We start from the raw sequence: 23,159 nt of genomic DNA on the forward strand, positions 1-23,159 counted from the left end.
TGTATCCATTACTCTTTGAACGTTAAGGCTCGCCCGCGCACGTCAGTGTGAAGTTTGCCGTATTCGTAGACCACCTGGCCGCCCACAATTGTTACCATAGCCCAGCCGGTCAGCTCCCATCCTTCGAACGGACTCCAGCCGCATTTGGTTTGTAATTCTTCGCGACGCACCGGACGGTAAGTATTCAGATCGACCAACACTAGATCGGCGTCATATCCGGGGGCGATTCGGCCTTTGTTGGGGATGCGGTAGGCTTCAGCCACGGCAGTGGACATCCAGTGGGCAACTTGGGGGACGGTGCAGCGGCCCTGCATGGCCTGGGTGAGCATCAACGCCATTGAGGTTTCTACTCCTGGCATTCCAGAAGGAGTGTTGGGGTAGCCTTGGGCCTTTTCTTCCAGCGTGTGGGGAGCGTGATCGGTGGCGATGAAGTCAATTACTCCATCGAGTAGCGCCTGCCAGAGGACTTCGTTGTCATGGGGCGAGCGTAGCGGCGGATTCATTTGGGCTAGGGGACCAATCGTTTCGTAAGCACTGGTGTTGAGCAGCAAGTGCTGAGGCGTCACTTCGGCCGTTACCCAAGCGGGTTTGTCTTGCCGGAGTAAGTCGGCTTCTTCAGCAGTGGACATGTGCAGGATGTGCAAGCGACGCTGGTACTTTTTCGAGAGTTTGAGCGCCAGTTGGGTGGCCTGCAAAGCGGCTTGGTTGTCCTGGATTTGGGAATGAATGGCCGGATCGGTAATGCCAGCAAACTGCTGACGGCGCTGCAAAATCCGGTCCTGGTCTTCCGCGTGGACCGCAATTAACCGATTGCCGTGGGCAAAGATTTCTTCCAATACCGGTTCCCGATCGATCAAGAGTGGGCCGTGCATTGATCCCATAAAAATCTTGATGCCGCAAACTGGCTTGGCTTGCAGCAGTTCAGCCAGATTATCTCCGGTGGCCCCAATAAAAAAGCCATAGTTGACTAGGGATTTTTCGGCAGCGCGGCGCAGTTTGTCGTCTAGAGCCGCCTGATTGGTCGTTAAAGGGCGTGTATTGGGCATTTCCAAGAAGGAGGTGATTCCACCCCTGGCACAGGCACAGCTGGCGGTGAACAGGTCTCTTTGTGTTCCAATCCGGGTTCGCGGAAATGCACCTGTGGATCGATCATTCCGGGCAACAAAGTCAAGCCTGTTGCGTCAATTTCTCTGACGTCTGGGGCGGGGTCGGCAATCTCTGGTGCGACTTGTAGGATCGTGTGGTCGCGGGTCTGGACATCGCCCAGTAGGAAGGTACCATCGGGTAACAAAATTCTGGCGCCACGAATCAGCAGCGATGAAGGAGAAGCAGTCATAGTAGGTTTAAGGTACAAAGCGTTACATTGGGTTTAGCCCATCGGGTTTGAGCGGTTGGCAGCACCGCTGGTCGCATCTCGAACGGTGTGGCTTCAGCCAGAAGCGCAGCCAAGACCAATTCAGTACCAACTCAGCCAAATCATCATGCGTCTCATGCAATGGTCGCAGTTAGCGGATCTCCAGTTAGAATTCATTAAGTCTACAAGTCTTTAAAGTCTACGACAGCAAGTCTATGGCAGCAGAGGTTGCATGAACGGTTTGATGTTGCATTCTTTGATACATTAGCGATCCATCAGCGCGATGCTTTCACTTTAGACTACTGTTTACTTTTGTCTAACCCAAATCTTTGTCTGCCCAAATCAAGGGGCATTTGTCCGAACCCATGCCAACGAATCCAAATCCAGATTTTTCTTCGTTTTTCCGGCGGTCGTTCACGAGGGCGAACGCGAAAGCATATTCATCAGTGTTATTGGACGCAGCCTTTTGGTAGTTGTTTTTGACGAACGCTCTACGGTCGGACTTGTAAAACTACGGACGAAACGTGCAAGCTATGAAGTAGCGGCCTCGCTTGAAGAAGCTTCCAGGGCGAATGCCGCATTCGTTGCCTCAGAGAATGTTTTCTCTGAGATAACGGACGAAGATATTGACAGCCTTTTTAGTTAGTGTTTATCAGAATTCCCCAGGCAAGAAGATGACCTTTATCAATTACGCATCGCGAGAGATAAACTGCAAGATCGTTTATTACGGTCCCGGCCTATGCGGGAAGACGACGAATCTTCAGCACATCTATGATTCGACGGCCCCGCAGGCAAAAGGCAAGTTGATCAGCCTTGCGACCGAGACGGACAGAACGCTGTTTTTCGATTTTATGCCATTGGAGCTTGGGACGGTCAGAGGTTTCAAGACGCGCTTCCATCTTTACACGGTTCCGGGACAGGTTTATTACGATGCTTCGCGAAAGCTTATTCTTAAGGGCGTTGACGGCGTTGTTTTCGTCGCGGACAGCCAGGAAGAGCGAATGGATGCGAACATCGAATCATTGTATAACCTAGAAGAGAATCTGGCTGCTCAAGGTTATGACCTGAATCAGCTTCCCTACGTTCTTCAATTGAACAAGCGCGACCTGCCCAATGTTGTTCCGATAGACGAATTGGTACAGGAACTCAGGAAGAAGGATGAGCCGGTTTTCGAGGCGGTGGCAATGGACGGTACCGGCGTTTTCGATACATTGAAAGCCGTCGCAAAGCAGGTGCTAACCGAACTCAGAAAGGGCTAAAAGTCAAAAGGTTTTGTTCGTAAAAAGCCGCCGAGAATGTCTTCTCGACGGCTTTCAGTTTACCTTCCCCTTGTTCGAAAATCGGAGTGTGACATGCAGGCCAGAGAGACAGGAGATCAAGTGCCTACATGTTCCCGACCTTATGGCCTACATCTGGATTTTCGAGCAAGAGAATGTTTCGGATTCAGTCACTTTAGGATTTTTTCGCCTATTTCAGATCAAGCGAGGGTGACCGCAACCGGAACACTTCGCGAGACTACGTCAAAAACCGGAGAACGCTGCTGCGCGACTTTCACTATTTCTTCGATCTGTTCGCGTCCGGCATCTGCATCCACTTTGAACTCGATCTGTATGGCGTCATATCCATTTCGTATCGATGGATCCATTCCAAGAAAGCCTCGAAGGTCCAGGTGTCCCGCACAGGTCGATTCGACCCCGTTTATCGAAATGCCCTTGGCGGACGCATGATAAACAAGGCTGGTCGTCAGGCATCCTGCCAGAGCGGCAAGCAGATACTCGACCGGATTAGCTCCGGTGTCTTCTCCGAGTAGTATCGCGGGTTCATCTTTCCTGAAAACAAATGGTGTCGCGCGATCAAAACTCTGGCACGCCCCGTCATAATCATTGATGACGGTCTCGTTTTGTCCGCCACTTATCCATTTGTTAGAGGCCCGAAAAGTAAAAATTGCGATCTCGGCGTTCTCACTGATCGCATCTATAGTGTTGAAAGGTTCAGTTAGATTGACGCCGTTAATGACCTTTTGTTGCTGTGGAATAAGGCGACCCTCGGCCGCCTTGCGTTTTGGGACTAACAAAAGACCGGACCGACCTGCTCGATGCGGTCTAATTCATTAGGTGCTACCGCTCCCAAGGTTTCGAGGAACTTCGGATGCGTGATCCCGGTTCCCAAATACGTCCAGCGGTTTGCCTGGTATTACTTCGCAAGTGCTGAGGCTCCGCCGATAAGCTTTGCGGATCTTTCTCTCACCAAGCTTTCTCGTTCGAACAATGTCGCTTTTGCGGCGATCTCGCCGGATGGGCGCTCGGTCGCATACGTAACTTATGAAGAGAATGGCGACCGAGCCTTATGGCTTTGGAGGGTAAGCGATGCTAATTCACTTCAAATTGTCCCGCCCCAACAACTCGAATATTGGGACTGCCCGACATTCAGTAGTGACGGGGAATTCGTTTATTTTATAACCGCTTACCACTCTGCCACACATGGGACCATGTATCGCGTTCCGACGCTCGGCGGTCAGCCGCGCAAGGTCGTGAAAGGGTTAACCATTTAGGCAACTTCTCGCCGGATGGGCGCAGGATACTTTTCGTAAGATATGGGGCTTTTGATCCAAATCGTTCGATCAACATTGAGGATGCGAAGCTGATGTCGGCGAATGCAGCCGATGGAAGCAATGAGCAGGTCCATAAGATTGTTCAGGGCGAAGCCGTGATCCGAGAACCGCGCTTCTCCAGCGACGGCAGAACCATCTACTTCGTAAGGCGGGATCTCGACGATGGCGTCGAAAATTGGTCAATGATTGTATTTGATCCGCTAACCTCCAGTGAATCTGTGTTGATCAGGCAGCGTGAACGCATCGGCGAGCTTGCGGTGCTCCACGACCGCAGCGCTCTTTTGACGAATGCGACCGATCCTATATCTAATCGTCGCCAGCTATTTTATGTCGCTTTGCCGAACGGAAAGGTTACGCGCATTACCAACGACATAAAAACTTATATCGGCGTTAGTATCGATCGGGCAAGTAAGACAATCGTTACCGCACAGCGGACGGAAGAGGCTCGTGTCTTCGTAGGCGATTCGGACGATATGTTCTCGATGTCGGCTTTCTCGCGTGATGGTAAGCGGTTTGCGGTTATCCGGGGTCGTGTGATGACAGATGCCGTTATGCTATATTCAGTATCAGGCTCCGATCGCTAGTGATCCACCGACGATCCTTATAAAGGACATACTTATCGACCCTTACTGGAGAACGATGTAGGTCAACTGACAGGGCTGCAAAGAGATAATACCGATAGGCGGAAAATGAAAAAACCGGACAATTTTGGTCCGGTTTTTATTCTTAGTGGCGGGGCCGACGGGGCTCGAACCCGCGACCTCCAACGTGACAGGCTGGCGTTCTAACCAACTGAACTACGACCCCGCAATCGACTTCGGATTTATGACATTGGATCTTGCTTCAAAACAAAGTATTGCAGCTTCGATCCGCCTTCCCAAATCCGCGATCGGATCTGGTGGGCACGAAGGGACTCGAACCCCTAACTTCCTCCTTGTAAGAGAGGCTGTCTACCAATTGACATACATGCCCGATCTCGAAAACTTTTCAAACAGCTGAAGACGCACGCCGTGCTGTAAACAACCGCTCGCCTTTCTAAAAGGCGAACCTAAATCCTACGAAATCGCTGTCGCCGGTGTCAAGTAAACGCATAAAAATGCCCCGGATATGCCTTTAGGACACTACCGGGGCTTAATGGAAAGGAGGGTTCCTATCTAACAAAAGCAGCGGGGACGGGTTTATCACCCGCAGAGCCGAAGTTTACTATTTCGGTGCCTGAGGTGGAGCGTTGGATGAACCAGGTACCGGTCGAAGGACGGAAGACCGTGGCGTCGAACTTGCCGTCGCCGTCGTAGTCGCCGGGTGCGGGGATGTCGCCGTTGGCCCCGAAGGGGAAGCCGAAGAAGCTGAAGTCCTCGCTCCTGAGCACGAACCAGTTGCCGTTAGAGGGCCGCCAGAAGGCTATGTCCGCCTTGCCGTCGCCGGTATTATTGCTCATACCAATAGCCTTAAATAGATTTAAGTAGCCCCATCAAAAAATTGATAGTTACTTTGATTTCCAATTAACGTTTCATCGTTGCTCACCAACAAACGGTTTACACCAATCTCTAAATGATTGTTCTACAAAAACAAAGTCAAGGATATGACTCACTTGACTCCTGAAAGATTCAGGATTGCGTAAGCAATATTTCTCCACCACCATATGTACTGATCAGCAGCAATGCTTGCATTATAAGTAATCAAATTCGCTACATTTAAGCCTGGACAATATCTAAATTCAACATTTGCTTGCTCTGCAACTACAGAAGCCTTTATCGTTAGAGCGCCATCATTAAGAAAAGCAGCATGTTTATAAGGCTCCTTGGACAAGAGGAGTTCCTCTAGATGTAAGTATGCCTCTAGCCAATGCACTACATCATCGTCCACGAACAAGTAAATTCCCTCGCTAAATTGCTCAATTAGCGCCCCATTGAGTAGCATTTTTTCGTATCCCATATCCAACAATCTATTCTTCACTATGCGGAGATCTAAACTCCCAAGAATTTGAGTTGGCCGAGATGTATAATTAGCGTTTAAGTGAGCTGTTTTCAAGTTCATCTGTCAATTCTCTACAGTGTTGGAGCAAGGTTATGATAATCGGGATGCTCAGGTCCAATTGGAAATGTGTGAAGCCCGTCTGATTTCCGAATTACTATGGCTCTATCAGCAGGATCTATAATGTATCGCTGACTAGGTGGAGTACCCATAGGTGGATACTCATCATATGCCCTTACAATTCCACCCGCTCCTTCCTCATTGTTCTACCGAGTTTACCTCTTTCAAAAGTAGTTTCATATTGTGAATAGTCTCATGAACTAAGTTTCTACTTTCAAAATTCAAGCTAGTTTCCCCGCGATCCAGCGCAGCTGCATAAACCTGTTCCAGGCTCCACCATTCGCCTCGAAAGGCATCTACCCATTCTTTCCTATTGTCTTCGATGCCATCCAGTATGGTTTGGAGACTGTCAATTAGATTGCCAAGCGGTAGTTTTTCTGCTTCAAACTCTCCAATGTACTTCTCTATGAGTTTATATGAGTCCTTAAAACTACTCATTTTACCTCCTTTGGCGATCTCTTCTCTAATTTCAAATTCATCGCATCCTTAACGTTGATCCAGTGTTTAATGATTTATAATCTTGGCTGCAAAGATGTAGCTGCATAATTAATCTTCAAATGCATCCCTGACTTGAATTACTGTAAATTCTGGGATTGAAGCAATCTTTGAACTCGGTTAATTGCTTCTGAGTACTTCTAGTGACGCATTGCCTCTTGTGCTGCGCTTCTGATAGCCGGGTTATCGGAGTTCAAGTACTTCTCAATTAATGCAACCTTGTTAGGTAAATTTGATTCACCTATAATGAGTAGTGCGTGAACTAAACTTCCTGGCATTAGACGAGGTAACATTTTTGCAGATACATTTGCTATTAGATCAGTATACTTATCTTGAAAAAAGACAATACCAAGTAAGTTGAAAATACTCTCAACGACTGCATCTTCTTGTACTGAATCCTCTTCGAGAAATCTAACTAACTCTGAAACAACGGTATGTTGTTCATCATCTGATAGGCTCTCATATTCCAGCAAAGTAGATAGGTCATCAATGGGTAGATCTCTACTTTGAGTAGTTATGTCTTTTATCTTATTCAAGATTTCTCTTGCCATTTCTTTATTTCTTTCATTGAATCAGTGATTCACATAAAATTCACCTTGAGTTCCTTTTACTGATACTCAACATCTTCCCATTCTCCCCATTCATCTTTTCGCCAACCTAAAGCTTGCCATTGTCCCCGCCCATTCACCTGTTTGAGAAAAGCAAACTCAAGCAAGCTTTCACCCGTACTGAGATGAAGCCGTTTTCCGCTCTTGGGATCAAACAGAAATAATGTGAGTGATACCTGAAAAATGTCTTTAACCATATTGTTCTCCTGAAGAGACCCGACCATACCGCCACCCATAACAGCCGACCAATTAGGAGCTAAGTAGAGTTGTTTTTCGCTTCTGGACCATATCCATTGACTAAATGATGGTGATTTTGTGTTCTTAATGCTTAAGTAAGGTTCAGTTTCGCGTTCAAACTCTTCGCCAATAAACGTTTGAAAATCGTTTAGTAACTCGTTAATGATAGTCTGCCAATTTTCTTGAGAGTAAGCATTTTCTTGCTCTCCTATACTCCAAAGTTTTTGTTCAAGATCTGAATTCATCCTTTTCCTCCTTGCCACAACAATCTACCCTTGAATCTCGACATAATTTGGGTCGTCTGCCCATTTACTAGGGTTGACGAAGCTTCCGGGAAACACTCTGCCTCCTGGTCTTATAGCAACTCCACTTTGTCCATAAGCGGTAATGACGCGAGTAGGATCATCGTCCTGAGTAATCACTACATCTCCATTCCTGTAGAAAATTGTAACTTGTCGTCCATTTTCATTAACTCCAATAAACACACGCTCTGGATTATTGATAATGTCGGCTTGAATTGCTTCAGGTATCCGATGTTTACTTGTTGCATGCCCTGCCTGTCCAGAAGGACCCGGCAATGCACCTCGTATATCATTTTCTGAAATCGTCGGTCTATTTTGGATGTTCAAGGCGTGAGAAAGGGCTTCTTGATCCGTCAGTGGGCGTTGAATATCATAGAATGTTCCGCCGCAAGTGTTATGAACAAGAACACCAACGCTAGAGACGAAGTAAGTATGCAACGCCTCAACTTCAAAGTTATAAACGGCAAATGGCCCTACTTGTTGTTTGATGGTTGAGACTAGGCTGCCATTGTTGTGAATCTATTCCTGTTCCCTTTCTTGGATTGATTCAAACCAAACTATGTCACCTATATTAGGCTCTTTCCCTCCTTCTTCCCATACACGTTTAATGTAATTAAGAATCTCTTCAGAACTTAAGTTCCAAACTTCAAATTCTCCATTCTTAAATGCACCAACCCGAATTAGTCCAGCTTTCAACAGTGTTTCTACAACTTGTAACGTTCCACGTTGAATTTCTAGAGGATCTGTTTCTTTATAAATTTCACGAAATTGCCAAATTATGGACCATAAGCCTACATAGTCCTCAAGGGTCTCAGCTACAACTGACTCACAAACTGAATTGATTACTATGTCCGACAACATTAATTTACTCCTCATTTCTCAAGGATTGAACTTGATCTTTCTAATAGGTATACCTGGAATATTTATATCTATTGTAGCGATTGTATTTGGACTGCGTGTTGCCTCAGTTCTGATTGAAACGTAACCTCCATCAGGACGAATAATTTGCAAGCCAGGGTATCCTGGATTATTTTTTACAGTTCCACCTTGGGTTAAAGAATCAAATAATCGCAGAGCATCATCTACTCCTCCCTGAATCTCTCGTATACTAGACTGACTCCCTTGAAGTCCAATAGGGTTTCCACCAGGCATTAGAATGTCAGACGCATTGGGAGAGCAGTTGGCATTATGAACTAAAATCCGAAGGTGAGTAATGAAGTAAGTGTGAAGCTCCTCAACCTTGATGTTGTAAACCGTAGTTTTCTCCCGCCTCGCTTGCGTTGCCTTAACCTCAAAAATTGTTCTGTCGCTTGAGATTAATACATCGCCGGTCGAGAACGCGAACCGGCAGATCAACAACGTTTTCTAGCGGCTTTCCAAGCGCAACGGGAACGTCAGTACTTGCAAAATGCGGCTTGCCGATCTCTGCTTCAAAAACGTAATGACCGGGCGGGGCGTCATTGATCATGCGAAAGGTTTTAATGCCGCTTCGGGTCTTGAGCCGCATAGCAGGGGCATTCCAGATCTTCTTGAAATAGGCGAACGAAACTGCGCAGCGAGTGCCGTTTCCAGAGAAGCCGGCGATGCTCCCGTCCGGATTGACGATCTCGCAGAAAAGATCAGAGTCCGTATCGTAACCAGGTTCGATGACGGCAATTCCGTCGGCACCGGCGCCTGTATGACGGTTGCAAATGTCGATTGCCAGACTGGAAAGATCTGTTGCGTCCGGGATCGCGGAACGTTCGATCACAATGTAGTCATTTCCAAAACCGTGGAACTTGCAAAAAGGTATGGATGCCATTCGATTTGAATATCGATGAATTTGAACTTAAATTCAAGCTATGGCTCCATTGATCATTTTGCTGTCGGTATTTGGCGTGCTTTTATTGTTGGATAGAACGCTGCTTGGCGGCAGGATCGGCATCTCGCTTATCGGTCGGGCGGCGATGTCCGCGATGCTCTTAGCGACGGGAATCTCGCACTTTACGAATCCTGAACCGATGGTAGCGATGATGCCGTCGTCTATGCCGGCAAAGCTGGAAATGGTTTATTTTACGGGAGTTTGCGAACTCCTTGCGGTGGCCGGACTCTTGTGGAATAAGACCGCGAAACTGACGGCGATAATGCTGATGATCTTCTTTATTGCGGTGCTTCCGGCAAATGTAATTGGCAGTCTAAAGGCGGTCGAATTTGGCGGAATGCAATACGGCCCGTGGTATTTGCTGTTTCGCATTCCGCTGCAATTATTCTTTATTTGCTGGGTCTGGTATTTCGGGATTCGCCGAAATTCTACTTCACCCAATCCGCAATAAAAACATTCGTGTCGCCGGGTGTCGCGGCGTTCCGGTTTGACGCAAAGACGAGTTTTTTACCATCCGGAGAGAACATTGGAAATCCGTCAAAGGTCTCATTGAACGTGATCCGCTCAAGCCCCGTCCCGTCCACATTTATCACCGCAAGGTCGAAATTCGGCTGGCGGCGTCGGCCGGGCGTTTTTACATCGAAGTGATCGGTCGAAAAGATTATCGCCTTTCCATCGGGCGTAAAGAATGGAGCAAAGCTTGCGGCTGCCAGATTCGTTACCTGCCGCTTGTTGCTGCCGTCGGCATTCATCACCCAAACCTCAAAAATATTCGGTTCGATAAGATCCCTTGCGAGGAAATCTTTATACCGCTTCAATTCGGCCTCATTCTTTGGATAATACGCTCGGTAAACTATCTGCTTGCCGTCCGGCGAAAAGAATGCACCTCCGTTGTAGCCTACCTCGTTCGTGAGCCGCTTGACGTTTTTGCCATTGATATCCATCGTATAGATATCAAGGTCGCCGTCACGGGTCGAAGTAAACACGATCGTCTTTCCGTCGGGGGATATCGTTGCCTCCGCATCATACGCGTTGTTGTTCGTCAACGCCTTTACATTAGTGCCGTCAGCATTGGCTACATAGATCTCGTATGTCGGATAGACCGGCCAAAGATAACCCTGAGAACGATCTGGGGTTGGCGGGCATTCATCACCACCCGATTTTGTAGATGAATATACGATCTTTTTCCCGTTCTTATGAAAATAACCGCACGTAACGCGCCCTTTTCCGCTCGAGACCTGCTTTAGGCCCGAGCCGTCGATGTTCATTGTGTAAAGACGGTCGCAGCCGTGGCCGTCGCGCTTCGATTGGAAGATGAGCTTCTTGCCGTCGAATGAAAAGTACGCCTCGGCATTCTCGCCGCCAAACGTAAGCTGTTTGATATTTGCGAGCCGTCGTTCGCCTTCAATCCAAAGCGACTGGGAAAATGCGGTCGTAGAAACGAATTGAGCTATAATCAACAAAGAAAAAAAGGAAAGTTTTGCCATAGTCATTAGGTTAGCATCTGAGAAACAATGCCAATGAATCTCATCACATTAGAATATCGAATTAAATACTGTAAATAAATTGATGGCATATCTTTGGGATATGTTGCTTTGGGCTACTCCTATAAATCTGACAATGATCTTCGAAACAAAACAAGAAGTCCTAGCTTGGTACGACCGGCAGGAACGATCGCTGACCGACGAATTCATCGGGAATATTGAATGGGACGAAGTGCGCCGATACCCATTCGATGACAGGCTGATCCCGGTACTTCTTTATATGCGCGATGTCGAAACGCTGACCGATATGTATTGGCAGGAACTTAGACGGACGCCCACGGGCCGTGATCCAGTCATTTCAAAGTTTATGGAGCGCTGGGGTATTGAGGAAGTTACCCACGGAGAGGTTCTAAATCAGTTCTTGAATGAGCTAGGATACAAAACGGGCCGCGATTGGAAAACACAGATAAGGCGTAACGTTTCAAAGATCTACCACATTAATACCTATCTGCTTACCTCGCTGACAAACCTCATCGGCCATCGATTTACGGCCACTCATATGACCTTTGGTGCTGTTCACGAAATGACGACCGCGCAAGCTTATAGAAGGATGATCGAGATCGCGGATCATCCGGTACTGACTAAGATATTGAAAGGTATAATTCGTGAGGAATCAGCTCATACGCAGTTCTATTGGAGCGTTGCGCGATTGGAGATGCGAAAGAATGATATCGCCCAGAAGCTGGCTAGAAAAGTTGTAGAGAATTTCTACTATCCGGTCGGCCAGGGTTCGCTTGCCAAGAGCCGAACGAAGCACGTTGTTTCAATCCTCTTTGGAGCGGACGAGGCATTGGCAAGCCTAGATAAAACCGTAACCCAACGAATTCAACAGCTTCCCGGCTTTGAAGGGGTTACAAAAGTGACGGAAAAGATCGGTGAGGTCGCCGGGAGTAAGATGCCCGCACCTGAGTGTTAGACCTGCAAGTAGATCAATAAAGGAAACCCCCACATACCCTGAGAATATCGTTAGGGCGCAGTATTTAATCTGAAGGTATTTGACACGATTTATAAATAGAATTATTCTAATCCAAAATCGCAGAGGGTATTGTGAGTATAAAAGAGCACGGCGGTTCGGGAATGACGAAACAGCGAGAAGCTGTTCTGCAGGTGATCCTTGATTCTGAGGAGCATCTGAACGCGAACGAAGTTTTTGACAACGCGCGCAAGTTGCTTCCAACGATCTCTTTCGCGACTGTTTACAATTCGCTCCGATACCTCAAGAACGCAGGCCTGATCAACGAGATCAGATTCGGTAACAATGCCACACTTTATGACCGCAATCTTATGCGGCACGATCATGCTATTTGTCAGGACTGCGGAAAGCTCGTTGATCTTGAGTTAGAGATACCAGAGAAATTTCTTAACGAGGCGGCCAAACGCTCGCATTTCAAGCCAGAATCGATAGAGTTTACACTGCGTGGTTCGTGCCCTGATTGTGTGGATCGGTACAAACAGGAACAAGCAATCATTAATGATCAATAAATTCAAAAGGAGATGACTATGGGAAACTTTGAAAAAGAAAATCAGGGGGAGGCATTAGAAATAAATGACTCAACACGACAAAGGTCGGACTGCCGATCACCGCGTTCGTCCGTATGAGCATCACGGGCGTCGATTACAGCCACATCATCGAGGTAGCGCAGGAATCGAATGAGGTGCTCGAATGCCACCGCGGCACCGGCGGCGATTCGTTCATCATGAAGATTGCCGTCTCATCGGTCGAGCACCTTCAGGAAGTTATCGACCGCCTCACACCCTACGGCATCACGACAACAACCATCGTCCTGTCATCACCCGTGCGGAAGCGGATCATTAAGTTATAAATGTTAATGTTTCGTGAAGCAGACTGGGGTCGTAAAGCCTTCTTCAAACTAGACCACGTATTGGCAGTGATAAATTTTAACGTTTTGCCGCCTGCCGCAGGTGGGGATTTCGGAGCACTTCACTGTCAACCAAGCACAACTGTTGATAGAAATATTGCACTTGATTTAACCACGTCAGCCCCCATTGCGGCAAACGACTGTTGGGTGCTGTGCTTCTTTACTGTCAATAGTTTATAGTCTGATTTTGAAATAAATAAATCGCTTTCCACGCTGTCTAATTTTTGAATAATTGCCTTTATTGCTTCGTCTGATTGGTCAATACCTATCCATTGTCTGCCATTTGTCTGTGCAGCTTTTAGTGTCGTTCCTGAACCAGCAAAACAGTCAAGTACGATACTGTTTTCATTAGAAGAAGTTTTTACAATCAAGTCCAACAAGTCAGGATTTTTCTCTGTCGGATAAACAGGATATTGTGGGTCTTTAAATTCCCATATATCTTGTACTCGTTTACCTTCTTGCTGGTCTAAATAAATTTTCTTTCTCGGATTACCATTGTCGCTCCACTCAATTAAACCGTCCTTGTCCCACTGCTCCAAAATGGCTACATCGCTTCTCCAATGTCTGCCCGGTGGTGGTAGAATGCCTTTAAATGCTTGTGAAGTTTTGCCGTTTTGGGTTTCTCCGGGTGCGTGAAGCGGAATAGTTGTATATCGTCTGCCGTCCTTATCTATTTTAGGAAACAGTTTGATTTTATCTTCTTCTGTGTATGGTGTTTTCGGCTCGTTCCAAATTAAGTTCTCAGATTTTGAGTAGAATAAAATCAGGTCTTTAATGTTGCCATAACCTTTACGGGTAAAGTTTTTAGGATTGCATTTTATTCGTGTAATGTCGTTACGAAAATTTTCAACTCCGAAAATCTCGTCCATTATCACTTTTACATAATGACCGATTTTGTAGTCTATGTGTAAATAAATAGAACCTTTATCAGAGAGTAACATTTTTAAAAGCACTAAACGCTCACGAATAAACTCAATGAAGTCAAAACCTTTCAATGTGTCTGTGTAAGCAACTGTTCCATTTGAACTATTGCTAATCGTGTTTGCTCTGCCGTCAGTAATTGTAAAAGTGTTGTTTGTAGCAAAAGGCGGGTCTATGTAAATGAGGTCAATTTTACCTTTGAGATTGTGTTTAGTAACTAACTGTTTTAATGCAATCAGATTATTTGCTTGTATAAGTAAATTGGGATTGTCGCTTGAATTGATTTGCTCCAATTCAATGTCAGGAATGCTGTTGAAAATTTCCTGTTCAGTTTTTTTATTTTGATAATGTAGCTGCACAGTTTTATAGTTGGTATAAAAATTCACGCAGCACCAAACTGCTCACAATATTCAGGTCTTTGTATTTTGTGGTTATGTCCTTATACATTTTGTTTTTACCTTTAATATATAAGACACCATCTAGAATGGCAATTTTTATTGCCTTTACATTTTTTGCTTGTACCGTGCTAATAGCATCATTGAACTGTGCATTTTGGTGTCCACCAAAGTCTGTCAAAAATTTTGCTTCGCCAATAACATACTTGCCATTGAAACGACCAATAAAATCAAGTCCTTTGCTGTGTTTGTAGTTTAACTCATTATAGGCAAAATCCATCAATTGTTTGTCGCTTCCGTTGAGAATTGCGTCTTTTTTATTTTTTGTGAATTCATCAAAGGAAACAGGTTGAATACCTAATGCTTTGGTATTTAGCCAGCGTCTGAAAAAAGGTCCGATTTGTCTATTGGTTTCTTTGGGCTCGCAACAACGCTCAAAAATTTTATCAAGTCCCATTTCGTAAAGTCGTCCGCAAATACGGTTGATTGTTTTCGGGTTTCTTTCAATCGAGGAAGGGTCTCGTTTAAGATATGCTATGTAACTGTCTTTGATTGGAAACAAGTCAAGTTTCAGAAGTTCTTTGATTAAAGCGTCATTATTTTTCTTTTTGAAGGCTGTTTCAATGTTTGCCCAACGCTCATTGTTTATTTCTCTAATGCCTTCTGGAATAGTCGGATATACTTGAAAAAGGTCGTCAAGATATGACCTTTGATTTGCGTATTCTATGCTTAATTTTGTCCAGTAATTCATGTTTCAAATGTAGTCAAAAAAGTCGTTAGTTCTCTCGTTAGTTCAATGTTGCACTGTCGGTCAATAGCATTGCCACCAACGGTTTGCCGCTTGCCGCAATGGGGGATTTTTAGCACAAAAGTTCAAACGAAGAACTGCACTTGAACCTACCACAAAACTGTAATACGAAGCATTAAACCCGCCTTTACGCCACACCGCATTTGGGCGCTGTGCTTCTTTTGTGTATGGCGTTTTCGCCCGTTCCATATTAAGTTATCAGATTTTGAGTAGGATAAAATACGGAATGTCTTCTGTCTATAAAGACAAGCCTATTTCAATCGTTCCAACCTGCCTTTTCGCTTGATGAGATTTTTGTAGTCCCATTGGATCTCATTGGACTTCTTGAGCCAGCGTCGCAGGTCGCGTGCGTTGATCTGGTTGGCGGAGGTGAAGGTAACGGAGGCGTCTTTGAATTTGCCGGTGCCGGGTTTTAGGTCGGGCTCGTCGAAGTCGGCACCGCTCCAGAACATGAGCCTGATGCCTGCTTTCAGTTTGCTGTAACCAACGATCGGATTGCCGTCGAGAAACCAAACGGGATGGCGGTGCCAGATCTTGTTCTCGGCTTTCGAAAGACTGCTGTCGATCTCAGCCGCCAGCCGGTCGCAGATCTTGCGTTCCGCCGGCGACTGAGCGTTGTTGTATTCGAGGACGTCAGGGTTTGGCATCGATCTTCTTAGCCTTTCGCTTTTCGGTCATTTTGCCGTCAAATTCCTCTTCGTTCGCTTCGGCCTCTTCTTTGGTCTTGCGGACGATCTGGTCCTTATGGTGCGGCGGTGAGTATATGGTGTATATCTTCAGCTCTTCGGTCGCAGAAGTGTTGATAACGTTGTGTCTGGCACCCGCAGGAATGACGACCGCATCGCCGTCCTTGACCGTGTAGTTATTGTCGTCGATCTCGACGCGGCCGCGGCCGCCCTCAAAACGCACGAACTGGTCATTTTCTTCGTGAGTCTCAGCACCGATCTCCTCTTTCGGCTTCAGGCTCATTAGCACCAGCTGGCTGTACGCCGACGTGTAAAGCACTTTGCGAAAATTCTTGTTCTTAATTGTCTCTCTTTCTATGTTTGATTTATAGCCTTTCATGATTCCTCCTTGAAATTTGCAATGATCCGAAATAACTCGTTCCCGTCGGCCTCGTTTATAATGCGGTCGGCCAATCGCTCAGTATTCAGTTTGTATTCGGGATCATTATACAGTTCGTATCCGTAAAAACAATCGGCTCTTAGAGGGAGTGTAGTTTTAGGAGTACCTTGATCAGAAGAAACATAAAAATTTTTTGGGAAGGATATTTTTTTGTAGGTACAAAAACTAACGTAATTCAATTGGGGCTTGAGAAGGAAAATTGGCTTACAGAATTGAGAATGGTGGGAATTCTAAAAGAACCTCAGTTACAGATGCCTTCTTCTCTTGGAAATGTACCTATATTTCTAACCATTTTTAAGGTGTCTGGACTCTTGCTCATGCTTATCTTCTGGGTACTGCGCCCTGAGATTAGTAACTGGAACAGATGAAAAAATATGGTGATATTGCTTAGAGCTGAAAGCAATTGAATTAACTTCAGAGCCACAGCCACCCGCCGTGCCGGTGCTCGATGCGTTGTTGGAGTTGGGTAAAGCCTATGCCCTGCTTGACCCAGTTGCCACGATTACTGAAGGTGATGAACCGCTCAATTGCTTTCTGGATACTTTGTGGCAGGCTCAGGATCAAGCGGCCCTGAAGAAGGGCGCGGACGAGTTCAAGGCGTTTCTCAAGCGCACTAATTCACTGAGTCTACCACGGTTGAAGTTTCAGATCCATTTGTTGAAGGCTGTGAAGTCAGCAACTATCCTACAAGAGCAAATTCACAATCCTAAATTCCTGAGTGCGGTTGTTAAGCTGGGTGGAGCTTATGCAGCGTTGAATCCGTCTCCCGTCACTCCAGAAAACGAGCCACCGAACTGCTTCCTCTACACACTCTGGCAGGCTCAAAATGCAGCAGACATTCAGAAAGGAGCTGATGAACTGTCTTCCTCTGTTGTCAAGATCAGTAACGATGTCCAGTTGATTGATTACCAAGCGAAGTTGCTCACAGCACTCAAGATGGTGCCCGCTTTTGAAAACGCTTTGAGTGATCCATCGTTTGTGGATTCCATTCTTGATTTAGCAACAGATTATGTACGCTTCAAAGAGGCTTCCACAAATACTGAGACAAAATAGAAGAAGACAGCTTCCTTTTCGATGTCTGGAACGCAACCGATGAATTCGGCTTAAAGCGGACTGCCAACAATTTTGTTATTCCTGCTGATAGCACTTTCAACGACGAGAAGCTTAAGCTTTATGATGCCCTTGCTAATCGTCGAGGCAGAGGAACCAGCAGCTATAATTACGACAGCATCCGCCGCCCTCACAGTGCAACCGTAGTGGCAAATCCTGTTACCGCTTTCTTGATTGATACCGAGCAAGATGATGGAGATGCCGTTGCTCTCAGTGTCAATGGCACCGACTTAGGCATTTCTATTCCCATCTCTAGTCGTCCGGTTGGCATTCCTCTAACCTTATCTCACGGTTCTAACCTGATTACTGTAACGGCATTGCGGACAGGCAGCACTGGACCGACTACGGTTGGGATATTCTTCTCGATTACTCAAAGCGATCCGGTGGCTCATCCGTATGGTTATTCTCACAGACTCAACCTGCAAGCAGGCTCTTCGTTTGATTTTACAGTTGGGTTTCCCCAAGTGCCGGTAGATGCGAGACGGTATCCCAACATTGCAGAACATGTGGTAGATGCATGGAGCTATGGATATCCGAGAATACTAACAATTGACCGGAACAAGCAACGTCTTGACCAGCGACGCGATGAATCTCAAACCAGATACTACGACAATCCTGCTAATCCTGATCCGTTACCTGGACAAGATTTGGATGAGTATCCACCCGCTATGTTTGTCGAGAATTATGGTAGGGCGCATGTGAGACCAATCAATGAGTCCCAGAACCGAGGAGCAGGATCCGTAATAGGGCGACTGCTTGAACCCTATAGTGATGGGGATAAAGTTGAGATCATCACTAATTATGACGAGCTATTTGGCAATCGCTAGAAGTGTCTCAGAAGATCACCCGCTATCCTGCCTAAACGCTACTCAGATGTTCATCTGCTTCTTGAATTGAACCATGAAACTGCTTGCATCATTCCAATTAAGTGCTTTATACAATCAAGTTGCCGTTTTTGATCCCAGCCTTGAGTGTCCTTACAATGACTGGCTGCCCCAACATGCCGCTCAAGGCTTTACTTGGCGACCAGGGAGTGTATCCTTTGGAACACTGACTCAAAGTAGCCGAGTCAAAATTGAGGTATGGCTAGCTGATCACGCTAGTATTCAAGAGGATACAATTCGCGCCATCGTAGTGCCTTTTTCGGTTGGTTCCTCTGGCACTGTCGCCATTCAAAGTGTGATTGATCAACCCGGTAGCAGCCTAGTCTCAATTCCTGAAGGCAACTATGCGCTTGTGTTTGAAACTGGCGTGAGAGCAGAATACAGGCAGGATCCAGCCTATCAAGGCAGAAAAGCCGCCTTACTGCCAACTTGGTGCCGTTTGACGTTCATTCCTCAGGAATCGGTTCAACCTGAAATCTTACGAGCCGATGAGCGGTTGTCGCCTACCTATCCCCTGCTGATGCAAGCAGAACCCGCTTGAGGAGGCTGATGCTGAATGAACCAACGTTGTCATCACTATGACTGAAACAACTCAAGAATTTAAACCTGTACTCGAAGAGCGTACTTTCATTTCTGAACGCTTGGCTCGATCTGAACCATCACGTGAACAAGTCATGTTTAATGTTGCTAACATTCTGTGTCGCGAACTCTCAATCACATTGCAATATGATTGGCAGACAGAACAAAAGGTCAAATTAACTAAAGCTGGAGTCTCAAAATGGTTGGCAAATCTTGATAAGCTGAGAGAGTTTGATCCTGACTGTGTTTACGGTTTATTGGATCATCTCTCTAACCCAAAAGTTATCTTCTATTGGTCGCAGATTCCGTCTCGCCGTCCTGAACGAGAAGAACTTCGCTGTAGACTGTCCCACGACATTCCTTTAGAACCGTTATTGAACATCTTCTCTAAGGTCAGTCTCTATTTCCAGGCTGATTACAGCTACATGTACAACCTGACCCTGCGTAATCTACATAATCGTGCCATGCGGGGGTATGAACGTGCACTAGCTAGAAGACCCCCAGAGGAGCATCAATACATTCTTAAACCTGCTCCTTATGAGGGCGTTACAGATAACTTACCTCCGCTGTTATTTGGTAGTGAATTCGACCGCCTACGGGTGCCCGATGGGGTTTGGTGGATCAACTACTGGTCGCCGTTACAGGTGGACACGGTTGGCGTTGACCGCATCAGAACCGCTAACTGGGCACGATTGATTGAATTACCGAATGGTGGTATGACGCTGGCTGTGACTGAAGACGCCTTCGATGTCACTAATCCAGCTCATATGGCCAGGCTCGCAGAGATTGTCGAACATCTCCAACTCAGACAGCTACAGGAGCACTATCGCATTCATTAAGCATGAGGTGTCAAGCCATTCATCTTTGTGGGAATTCTAGTTTAGTGATCTAGATGGGCAACCGTAATATTCAAAAGCTGACGTTTAACATGAGTGAAATGGAGCGTCCTAGTCAAGCCTCTCAGTACCTTCACAATCTGCACAGCATGCTTGCAATTGCTGGCATTGATCCGGCGGATGCATCACTTTTAGGGGCAGTGTTGGCGTTAGCTGAAGCCTATTTAAGTCTCGCTCCCTCTATAACTTCCAATACTGAGTAGTTGTAACCGTTGATGTTCCTAAAACCGCACCAGCGGTTGTAGCAATGGCATCAGCAAATAGGGCTTGGTTAGCACGCGGCAATTCACCATTCTCGTCAATGTAGCCAGCTTGGGTGCCTACGCCCGCTAAGGTGCCGATTGTGTCAAACATGTCAACAAACAGAAACACCAGCATCACGGCCACAAAGTCGATGAAATTACCAGCATTAATGCCGCCCAAGCCGACGAAAGCTTGACCAAACAGGTGCGAAGGAAACGCCGGAATCTCGGCAATACCTTTGGGCGGAGTCGCAACTCCAAAGATCCAACCCAACAGTGCTGTACCCCCAATCCCCCAAAGCAAAGCTCCCTTGACGCGACGAATCATCAAAAACGCCGTCAGAAAAATACCGACCGTAGCCAGGACAGTTGAGGGTTGACGAAAGCTGCCAAAATCGGTTTTCGTCACTTCGTTGGCAATAATTAATCCCGCTCCTCCGGTTTCAGTTGACCCCGATAGCCCAATATAGGCCAGAAACAAGCCAATACCGACGGTAGTGGCCGCCTTAATGGCAGTAGGAACTGCCGTGATCAGATGGCGACGAATATCAGTCACCGTCAAGGCAATAAAAATCAACCCTTCGATTAAAACAGCGGCCAAGGCGACCCGCCAGTCGATTCCTAGCCCCAGCACCACCGAGTAGGCAAAAAACGCATTCATCCCCATGCCGGGAGCTAGCGCAAACGGATATTTAGCCAGTAAACCCATTGTGAGGGTGCCAATTGCCGAGGCCACACCGGTCACAATCACTAGCTCTCGAAACAGGTCTCTAGGAGCATTGAGAAAAACCGCATCAGACATGATCAACGGATGCACTACTAAAATGTAGGCCATCGTCATAAACGTGGTTACACCCGCTAGAATTTCAGTACGGAAATTCGTTCGGTAAGAATCAAATCGAAAGTAGCGGGCGACTGCCGCTTGCCAGCCTGTGTAAGATGGAGGTGGATCCGAGCCAGGACGTTCGAGATCTAGGTCATTCATCCCATGTTCAGTGCTTTCACTCATTCCCCAACGGTCTCCAAAAGAAAAATAAAAATAACAGTTTGGTAAGCCATTCCAGAAATGTGACAAGATATCGTGGCTTAGATAAGTGAGCTGGTTCAGTACTCTATATAACATTTCTGTCCTAATCAGGTCTGTGCCAGTCTGGGTAGCTCGATTATCCTTAGACAAACAGAGATTTTGCTGGATAGGTGGGTGCAGTAGAAGCAAGCTTCTAGAGCGCAATTAGAGCAATTAGAGCAATTAGCTGAGCAATTGAACCGCTATAGAGCACGCCAATCAACGATAGCGAAATCAATATATTGCAATTGATTGCAACTTAATTTGAAATTCGGTTTGACTTGCAGTTTAGAATAGTTTTGTAAGCGTTGTATGTAATTGGAAAATTATTTTGAATTTATTATTTTATATAAAGTTGTTAGCCAATCTATAAATTTAATTTTAGCTGTACTGAACGAGAGGACGAACAGGAAAATGGCTATCTGGGAAAGCATCAGGACTTTGATCAAAGGCAGAGATATTGCCAATATCAAGTCCATCAATGATAGTCTTATAGCCAGTTTGGCAGCCACTGCAGACAAAACCGCTGAGCTGGCATCTCTGTCTCCTATAAATGAGTCTATTCCCACTGCTAGTTTGGTGATTGAGCACATTGTTCCCAGGGGCAAGGGATTGGAGTTTCGCTGGTGGCATAGCAAGCTGACCCGAGCTGCAAGTCGGCATCAAGGCTATCTCCGCACCGACCTATGCGCGCCTATCAAAGGTTCACAGCTCAAGTGGTACTCAATTCTTCATTTTGACTCGCCAGAAAATTTGAACCGCTGGTTGAAGTCGCAAGAGCGCGACAAGCTGATCGAATCAGGACGCAAGATCTTTAAAACCTATCAGTTCAAGTCCTTTAGTACTGGTCTGGAGGGATGGTTTTCTCACCAAACGGGTTCAGAGCAGTTCGGGTTGGGTCCACCTGCTTGGAAACAAAACTTGGCGGTGATTTTGGCGCTTTATCCGGTGGTGATGCTGCAAGGGTTGCTGTTTAGCGAACTAGGAATAATGCAGGATTGGCATCCAGCCAGTTCCATGTTGGTCAATAATTTGATCACCTCATCGATCCTGACTTGGATAGTCATGCCGTTTGTAACGCGATTGATGAATTTCTGGTTGCAGCCTGCTCATCAACCCATGCCTCCTAAAACTAATCTCTTGGGGACAGCAATAATTGCGAGTTCTCTGGGGTTGGCACTGGTATTGTTTAATGTGATGTGAGGTGCTCAGAGCAGAATAGCTACTAGGGCGTGTTTTAAAACCCTAAAACCCTGGTCTGATCCCCCCTAGCCTCTTGAAAAAGGGGGGAACCGTAGGCGGAACCTGTGGGTTGCACATACCAAACACGGCTTGAAGATTCCCCTTTGTTTTGTCAACCCAGGGATTTTACCAACCCAAGGCGACCCTGGAGGCTAAACCAGTAAAACCTAAGCTAAAGAACGGAGAGGGAGGGATTCGAACCCTCGGTACGGACTTTCGAACCGTACAACAGATTAGCAATCTGCCGCTTTCGACCACTCAGCCACCTCTCCAGGTGATAAGGCTTCATCATGATAGCAGATCTTTCCCCCTAGGTCGCAACCCCTTAGCTGCAAGTGTTGTTGCAAGTTGTGAACTACTTTGGTCAATCCTGCTGAGTTTGAGCATTTGATTATTAATCCTATTGCCCCAGTGCCCTAAGTTGATTAAGGGCTTGCTGAAGCTGAGATTCACACTCTTCTAGCTGTTGACGTAATTGATAAATGGTTAGCTGCGTTTTTACCTTGATGAGAACCTCGTCCAAATGGAAAGGTTTGGGAATGTAATCGATTCCCCCGACTTGGAAAGCTTTGACTTTGTCGGCTAGCTCATCCGCGGCGCTGAGAAAAATCACCGGGATCGCACAGGTAGATGGATTTGCTTTCAAACTGCTACAAATCTCATAGCCATTCATATCGGCCATTTTGATGTCCAGCAGAATCAGATCGGGTGCTAGTGCCTCAATTGCCCGTAGTGCCATTCTGCCTGTAGTAGCTTTGCGAACGTTATAGCCCTGTCTAACCAACAGATCCGACAGTAAACGGATGTTATCTCGAACGTCATCGACAATCAAAATATCAAATTTCTGGTTTTCCTCTAGTGCAGCGTCCATAGGGCACGGTTGATGGGGCAATTAATTTTGTTGT

General features: G+C 46.3%; 34 protein-coding genes, 3 tRNA genes and 1 pseudogene. 14 read left to right on the forward strand and 24 right to left on the reverse strand.

The features are described 5' to 3' along the window. Positions 1–8: 8 nt before the first annotated feature. Complete coding sequence (locus JVX88_RS13745; RefSeq protein WP_263975523.1) at positions 9–1,052, reverse strand: dihydroorotase; 1,044 nt, start codon at positions 1,050–1,052, stop codon at positions 9–11. Beyond that, complete coding sequence (locus JVX88_RS43045; RefSeq protein WP_263975524.1) at positions 1,025–1,336, reverse strand: hypothetical protein; 312 nt, start codon at positions 1,334–1,336, stop codon at positions 1,025–1,027. Before JVX88_RS43045 ends, JVX88_RS13745 begins: the two co-directional genes overlap by 28 nt. A 484-nt stretch (positions 1,337–1,820) precedes the next feature. Between JVX88_RS43045 and JVX88_RS13750 the strand changes: the two genes are divergently transcribed. Both JVX88_RS13750 and JVX88_RS13755 read left to right on the forward strand, forming a co-directional pair. Continuing rightward, positions 1,821–2,000, forward strand: a complete 180-nt coding sequence (locus tag JVX88_RS13750) for a hypothetical protein (protein WP_211627813.1) — start codon at positions 1,821–1,823, stop codon at positions 1,998–2,000. Positions 2,001–2,028: 28 nt separating this feature from the next. Continuing rightward, positions 2,029–2,613, forward strand: a complete 585-nt coding sequence (locus JVX88_RS13755) for a GTP-binding protein (protein ID WP_211627814.1) — start codon at positions 2,029–2,031, stop codon at positions 2,611–2,613. 218 nt (positions 2,614–2,831) lie between these two features. On the opposite strand, the gene JVX88_RS13760 is transcribed toward JVX88_RS13755, so the two are convergent. Further along, entirely contained in the window at positions 2,832–3,428 is a 597-nt protein-coding gene (locus tag JVX88_RS13760; RefSeq protein WP_211627815.1) for an OsmC family protein, read from the reverse strand. A 21-nt stretch (positions 3,429–3,449) separates the two neighbouring features. On the opposite strand from JVX88_RS13760, the gene JVX88_RS13765 reads away from it, so the two are divergent. After that, positions 3,450–3,905 carry a PD40 domain-containing protein gene (locus JVX88_RS13765; RefSeq protein ID WP_211627816.1) on the forward strand — a complete coding sequence of 152 codons (456 nt, stop codon included), beginning with the start codon at positions 3,450–3,452 and terminating at the stop codon, positions 3,903–3,905. A gap of 92 nt (positions 3,906–3,997) precedes the next feature. Beyond that, positions 3,998–4,549 (forward strand): PD40 domain-containing protein, encoded by a 552-nt coding sequence (locus JVX88_RS13770; protein WP_211627817.1) that lies wholly within the window; start codon positions 3,998–4,000, stop codon positions 4,547–4,549. 146 nt (positions 4,550–4,695) lie between these two features. Here JVX88_RS13770 and JVX88_RS13775 read toward each other — a convergent pair. From JVX88_RS13775 to JVX88_RS13825, 12 genes and pseudogenes are all read right to left on the reverse strand, one after another. Beyond that, positions 4,696–4,772, reverse strand: a tRNA-Asp gene (locus JVX88_RS13775). Positions 4,773–4,861: 89 nt separating this feature from the next. After that, positions 4,862–4,937, reverse strand: a tRNA-Val gene (locus JVX88_RS13780). A gap of 178 nt (positions 4,938–5,115) precedes the next feature. After that, the gene (locus tag JVX88_RS44090; RefSeq protein WP_410503762.1) at positions 5,116–5,403 is read right to left on the reverse strand and encodes an FG-GAP repeat domain-containing protein; all 288 of its coding nucleotides are present in this window, start codon (positions 5,401–5,403) and stop codon (positions 5,116–5,118) included. Between the two features lie 149 nt (positions 5,404–5,552). Then, positions 5,553–6,002, reverse strand: coding sequence for a hypothetical protein (locus JVX88_RS13790; RefSeq protein ID WP_211627819.1), 450 nt, complete (start codon positions 6,000–6,002; stop codon positions 5,553–5,555). 195 nt (positions 6,003–6,197) lie between these two features. Continuing rightward, on the reverse strand, positions 6,198–6,497 hold the full coding sequence (locus tag JVX88_RS13795; RefSeq protein WP_211627820.1) for a hypothetical protein: 300 nt from the start codon (positions 6,495–6,497) through the stop codon (positions 6,198–6,200). Positions 6,498–6,694: 197 nt separating this feature from the next. After that, complete coding sequence (locus JVX88_RS13800; protein ID WP_211627821.1) at positions 6,695–7,105, reverse strand: hypothetical protein; 411 nt, start codon at positions 7,103–7,105, stop codon at positions 6,695–6,697. A 56-nt stretch (positions 7,106–7,161) separates the two neighbouring features. Further along, positions 7,162–7,644: a hypothetical protein gene (locus JVX88_RS13805; protein WP_211627822.1), complete on the reverse strand. Its 483-nt coding sequence runs from the start codon at positions 7,642–7,644 to the stop codon at positions 7,162–7,164. A 24-nt stretch (positions 7,645–7,668) separates the two neighbouring features. Next, positions 7,669–7,977, reverse strand: a complete 309-nt coding sequence (locus JVX88_RS13810) for a hypothetical protein (RefSeq protein ID WP_225931408.1) — start codon at positions 7,975–7,977, stop codon at positions 7,669–7,671. A gap of 120 nt (positions 7,978–8,097) precedes the next feature. Then, positions 8,098–8,220: pseudogene (locus tag JVX88_RS44095) on the reverse strand (hypothetical protein); the annotation flags it as partial. Further along, on the reverse strand, positions 8,221–8,562 hold the full coding sequence (locus tag JVX88_RS13815; RefSeq protein WP_211627825.1) for a hypothetical protein: 342 nt from the start codon (positions 8,560–8,562) through the stop codon (positions 8,221–8,223). Between the two features lie 18 nt (positions 8,563–8,580). Next, a complete protein-coding gene (locus JVX88_RS13820) occupies positions 8,581–8,853 on the reverse strand; it encodes a hypothetical protein (RefSeq protein ID WP_211627827.1) in 273 nt (90 codons plus the stop codon). Between the two features lie 139 nt (positions 8,854–8,992). Beyond that, positions 8,993–9,502: a hypothetical protein gene (locus JVX88_RS13825; protein WP_211627829.1), complete on the reverse strand. Its 510-nt coding sequence runs from the start codon at positions 9,500–9,502 to the stop codon at positions 8,993–8,995. A gap of 40 nt (positions 9,503–9,542) precedes the next feature. Between JVX88_RS13825 and JVX88_RS13830 the strand changes: the two genes are divergently transcribed. Beyond that, a complete protein-coding gene (locus JVX88_RS13830; protein WP_211627831.1) occupies positions 9,543–10,013 on the forward strand; it encodes a DoxX family membrane protein in 471 nt (156 codons plus the stop codon). Here the strand turns inward: JVX88_RS13830 and JVX88_RS13835 are convergent. Continuing rightward, positions 9,991–11,049 carry a TolB family protein gene (locus JVX88_RS13835; RefSeq protein ID WP_211627833.1) on the reverse strand — a complete coding sequence of 353 codons (1,059 nt, stop codon included), beginning with the start codon at positions 11,047–11,049 and terminating at the stop codon, positions 9,991–9,993. The two genes, JVX88_RS13830 and JVX88_RS13835, sit on opposite strands and share 23 nt — an antisense overlap. Positions 11,050–11,182: 133 nt before the next feature. Here JVX88_RS13835 and JVX88_RS13840 point away from each other — a divergent pair, with 133 nt between their 5' ends. Next, entirely contained in the window at positions 11,183–12,022 is an 840-nt protein-coding gene (locus JVX88_RS13840; RefSeq protein ID WP_211627835.1) for a ferritin-like domain-containing protein, read from the forward strand. Between the two features lie 131 nt (positions 12,023–12,153). Beyond that, positions 12,154–12,588 carry a Fur family transcriptional regulator gene (locus tag JVX88_RS13845; RefSeq protein ID WP_211627837.1) on the forward strand — a complete coding sequence of 145 codons (435 nt, stop codon included), beginning with the start codon at positions 12,154–12,156 and terminating at the stop codon, positions 12,586–12,588. A 41-nt stretch (positions 12,589–12,629) separates the two neighbouring features. Here the strand turns inward: JVX88_RS13845 and JVX88_RS38365 are convergent, their stop codons facing one another. Then, positions 12,630–12,776 (reverse strand): hypothetical protein, encoded by a 147-nt coding sequence (locus tag JVX88_RS38365; protein ID WP_225931879.1) that lies wholly within the window; start codon positions 12,774–12,776, stop codon positions 12,630–12,632. On the opposite strand from JVX88_RS38365, the gene JVX88_RS13850 reads away from it, so the two are divergent. Continuing rightward, positions 12,762–12,929 (forward strand): Lrp/AsnC ligand binding domain-containing protein, encoded by a 168-nt coding sequence (locus tag JVX88_RS13850; protein ID WP_263975525.1) that lies wholly within the window; start codon positions 12,762–12,764, stop codon positions 12,927–12,929. The two genes, JVX88_RS38365 and JVX88_RS13850, sit on opposite strands and share 15 nt — an antisense overlap. A gap of 125 nt (positions 12,930–13,054) precedes the next feature. On the opposite strand, the gene JVX88_RS13855 is transcribed toward JVX88_RS13850, so the two are convergent. The 4 genes from JVX88_RS13855 to JVX88_RS13870 form a co-directional block, all read right to left on the reverse strand. Then, entirely contained in the window at positions 13,055–14,293 is a 1,239-nt protein-coding gene (locus JVX88_RS13855; protein WP_211627840.1) for a site-specific DNA-methyltransferase, read from the reverse strand. Further along, positions 14,271–15,053 (reverse strand): hypothetical protein, encoded by a 783-nt coding sequence (locus tag JVX88_RS13860; protein WP_211627841.1) that lies wholly within the window; start codon positions 15,051–15,053, stop codon positions 14,271–14,273. Before JVX88_RS13860 ends, JVX88_RS13855 begins: the two co-directional genes overlap by 23 nt. A gap of 308 nt (positions 15,054–15,361) precedes the next feature. Then, on the reverse strand, positions 15,362–15,757 hold the full coding sequence (locus tag JVX88_RS13865; protein ID WP_211627842.1) for a DUF1801 domain-containing protein: 396 nt from the start codon (positions 15,755–15,757) through the stop codon (positions 15,362–15,364). Continuing rightward, the gene (locus JVX88_RS13870) at positions 15,744–16,175 is read right to left on the reverse strand and encodes a cupin domain-containing protein (RefSeq protein WP_211627844.1); all 432 of its coding nucleotides are present in this window, start codon (positions 16,173–16,175) and stop codon (positions 15,744–15,746) included. Before JVX88_RS13870 ends, JVX88_RS13865 begins: the two co-directional genes overlap by 14 nt. 495 nt (positions 16,176–16,670) lie before the next feature. Here JVX88_RS13870 and JVX88_RS13875 point away from each other — a divergent pair, with 495 nt between their 5' ends. From JVX88_RS13875 to JVX88_RS13895, 5 genes are all read left to right on the forward strand, one after another. Next, positions 16,671–17,288, forward strand: coding sequence for a hypothetical protein (locus JVX88_RS13875; RefSeq protein ID WP_211627845.1), 618 nt, complete (start codon positions 16,671–16,673; stop codon positions 17,286–17,288). A 203-nt stretch (positions 17,289–17,491) separates the two neighbouring features. Continuing rightward, complete coding sequence (locus JVX88_RS13880) at positions 17,492–18,172, forward strand: NucA/NucB deoxyribonuclease domain-containing protein (RefSeq protein ID WP_211627846.1); 681 nt, start codon at positions 17,492–17,494, stop codon at positions 18,170–18,172. Between the two features lie 73 nt (positions 18,173–18,245). Further along, positions 18,246–18,770 (forward strand): competence protein ComJ, encoded by a 525-nt coding sequence (comJ, locus tag JVX88_RS13885; protein WP_211627848.1) that lies wholly within the window; start codon positions 18,246–18,248, stop codon positions 18,768–18,770. A gap of 37 nt (positions 18,771–18,807) precedes the next feature. Further along, entirely contained in the window at positions 18,808–19,647 is an 840-nt protein-coding gene (locus tag JVX88_RS13890) for a hypothetical protein (protein WP_211627849.1), read from the forward strand. Between the two features lie 53 nt (positions 19,648–19,700). Next, positions 19,701–19,907, forward strand: a complete 207-nt coding sequence (locus tag JVX88_RS13895; RefSeq protein ID WP_211627851.1) for a hypothetical protein — start codon at positions 19,701–19,703, stop codon at positions 19,905–19,907. Here the strand turns inward: JVX88_RS13895 and JVX88_RS13900 are convergent. Further along, the gene (locus tag JVX88_RS13900; protein ID WP_263975526.1) at positions 19,885–20,955 is read right to left on the reverse strand and encodes an NCS2 family permease; all 1,071 of its coding nucleotides are present in this window, start codon (positions 20,953–20,955) and stop codon (positions 19,885–19,887) included. The genes JVX88_RS13895 and JVX88_RS13900 overlap by 23 nt on opposite strands. A 471-nt stretch (positions 20,956–21,426) precedes the next feature. Between JVX88_RS13900 and JVX88_RS13905 the strand changes: the two genes are divergently transcribed. Then, the gene (locus tag JVX88_RS13905) at positions 21,427–22,215 is read left to right on the forward strand and encodes a hypothetical protein (protein WP_225931410.1); all 789 of its coding nucleotides are present in this window, start codon (positions 21,427–21,429) and stop codon (positions 22,213–22,215) included. A 219-nt stretch (positions 22,216–22,434) separates the two neighbouring features. On the opposite strand, the gene JVX88_RS13910 is transcribed toward JVX88_RS13905, so the two are convergent. Together JVX88_RS13910 and JVX88_RS13915 are read right to left on the reverse strand one after the other, a co-directional pair. After that, positions 22,435–22,526 (reverse strand) — tRNA-Ser (locus JVX88_RS13910). Positions 22,527–22,654: 128 nt separating this feature from the next. Further along, positions 22,655–23,125 carry a response regulator gene (locus JVX88_RS13915; RefSeq protein ID WP_211627853.1) on the reverse strand — a complete coding sequence of 157 codons (471 nt, stop codon included), beginning with the start codon at positions 23,123–23,125 and terminating at the stop codon, positions 22,655–22,657. Between the last annotated feature and the right edge of the window lie 34 nt (positions 23,126–23,159).

The sequence above is a fragment of the Leptolyngbya sp. 7M genome, from assembly GCF_018128485.1.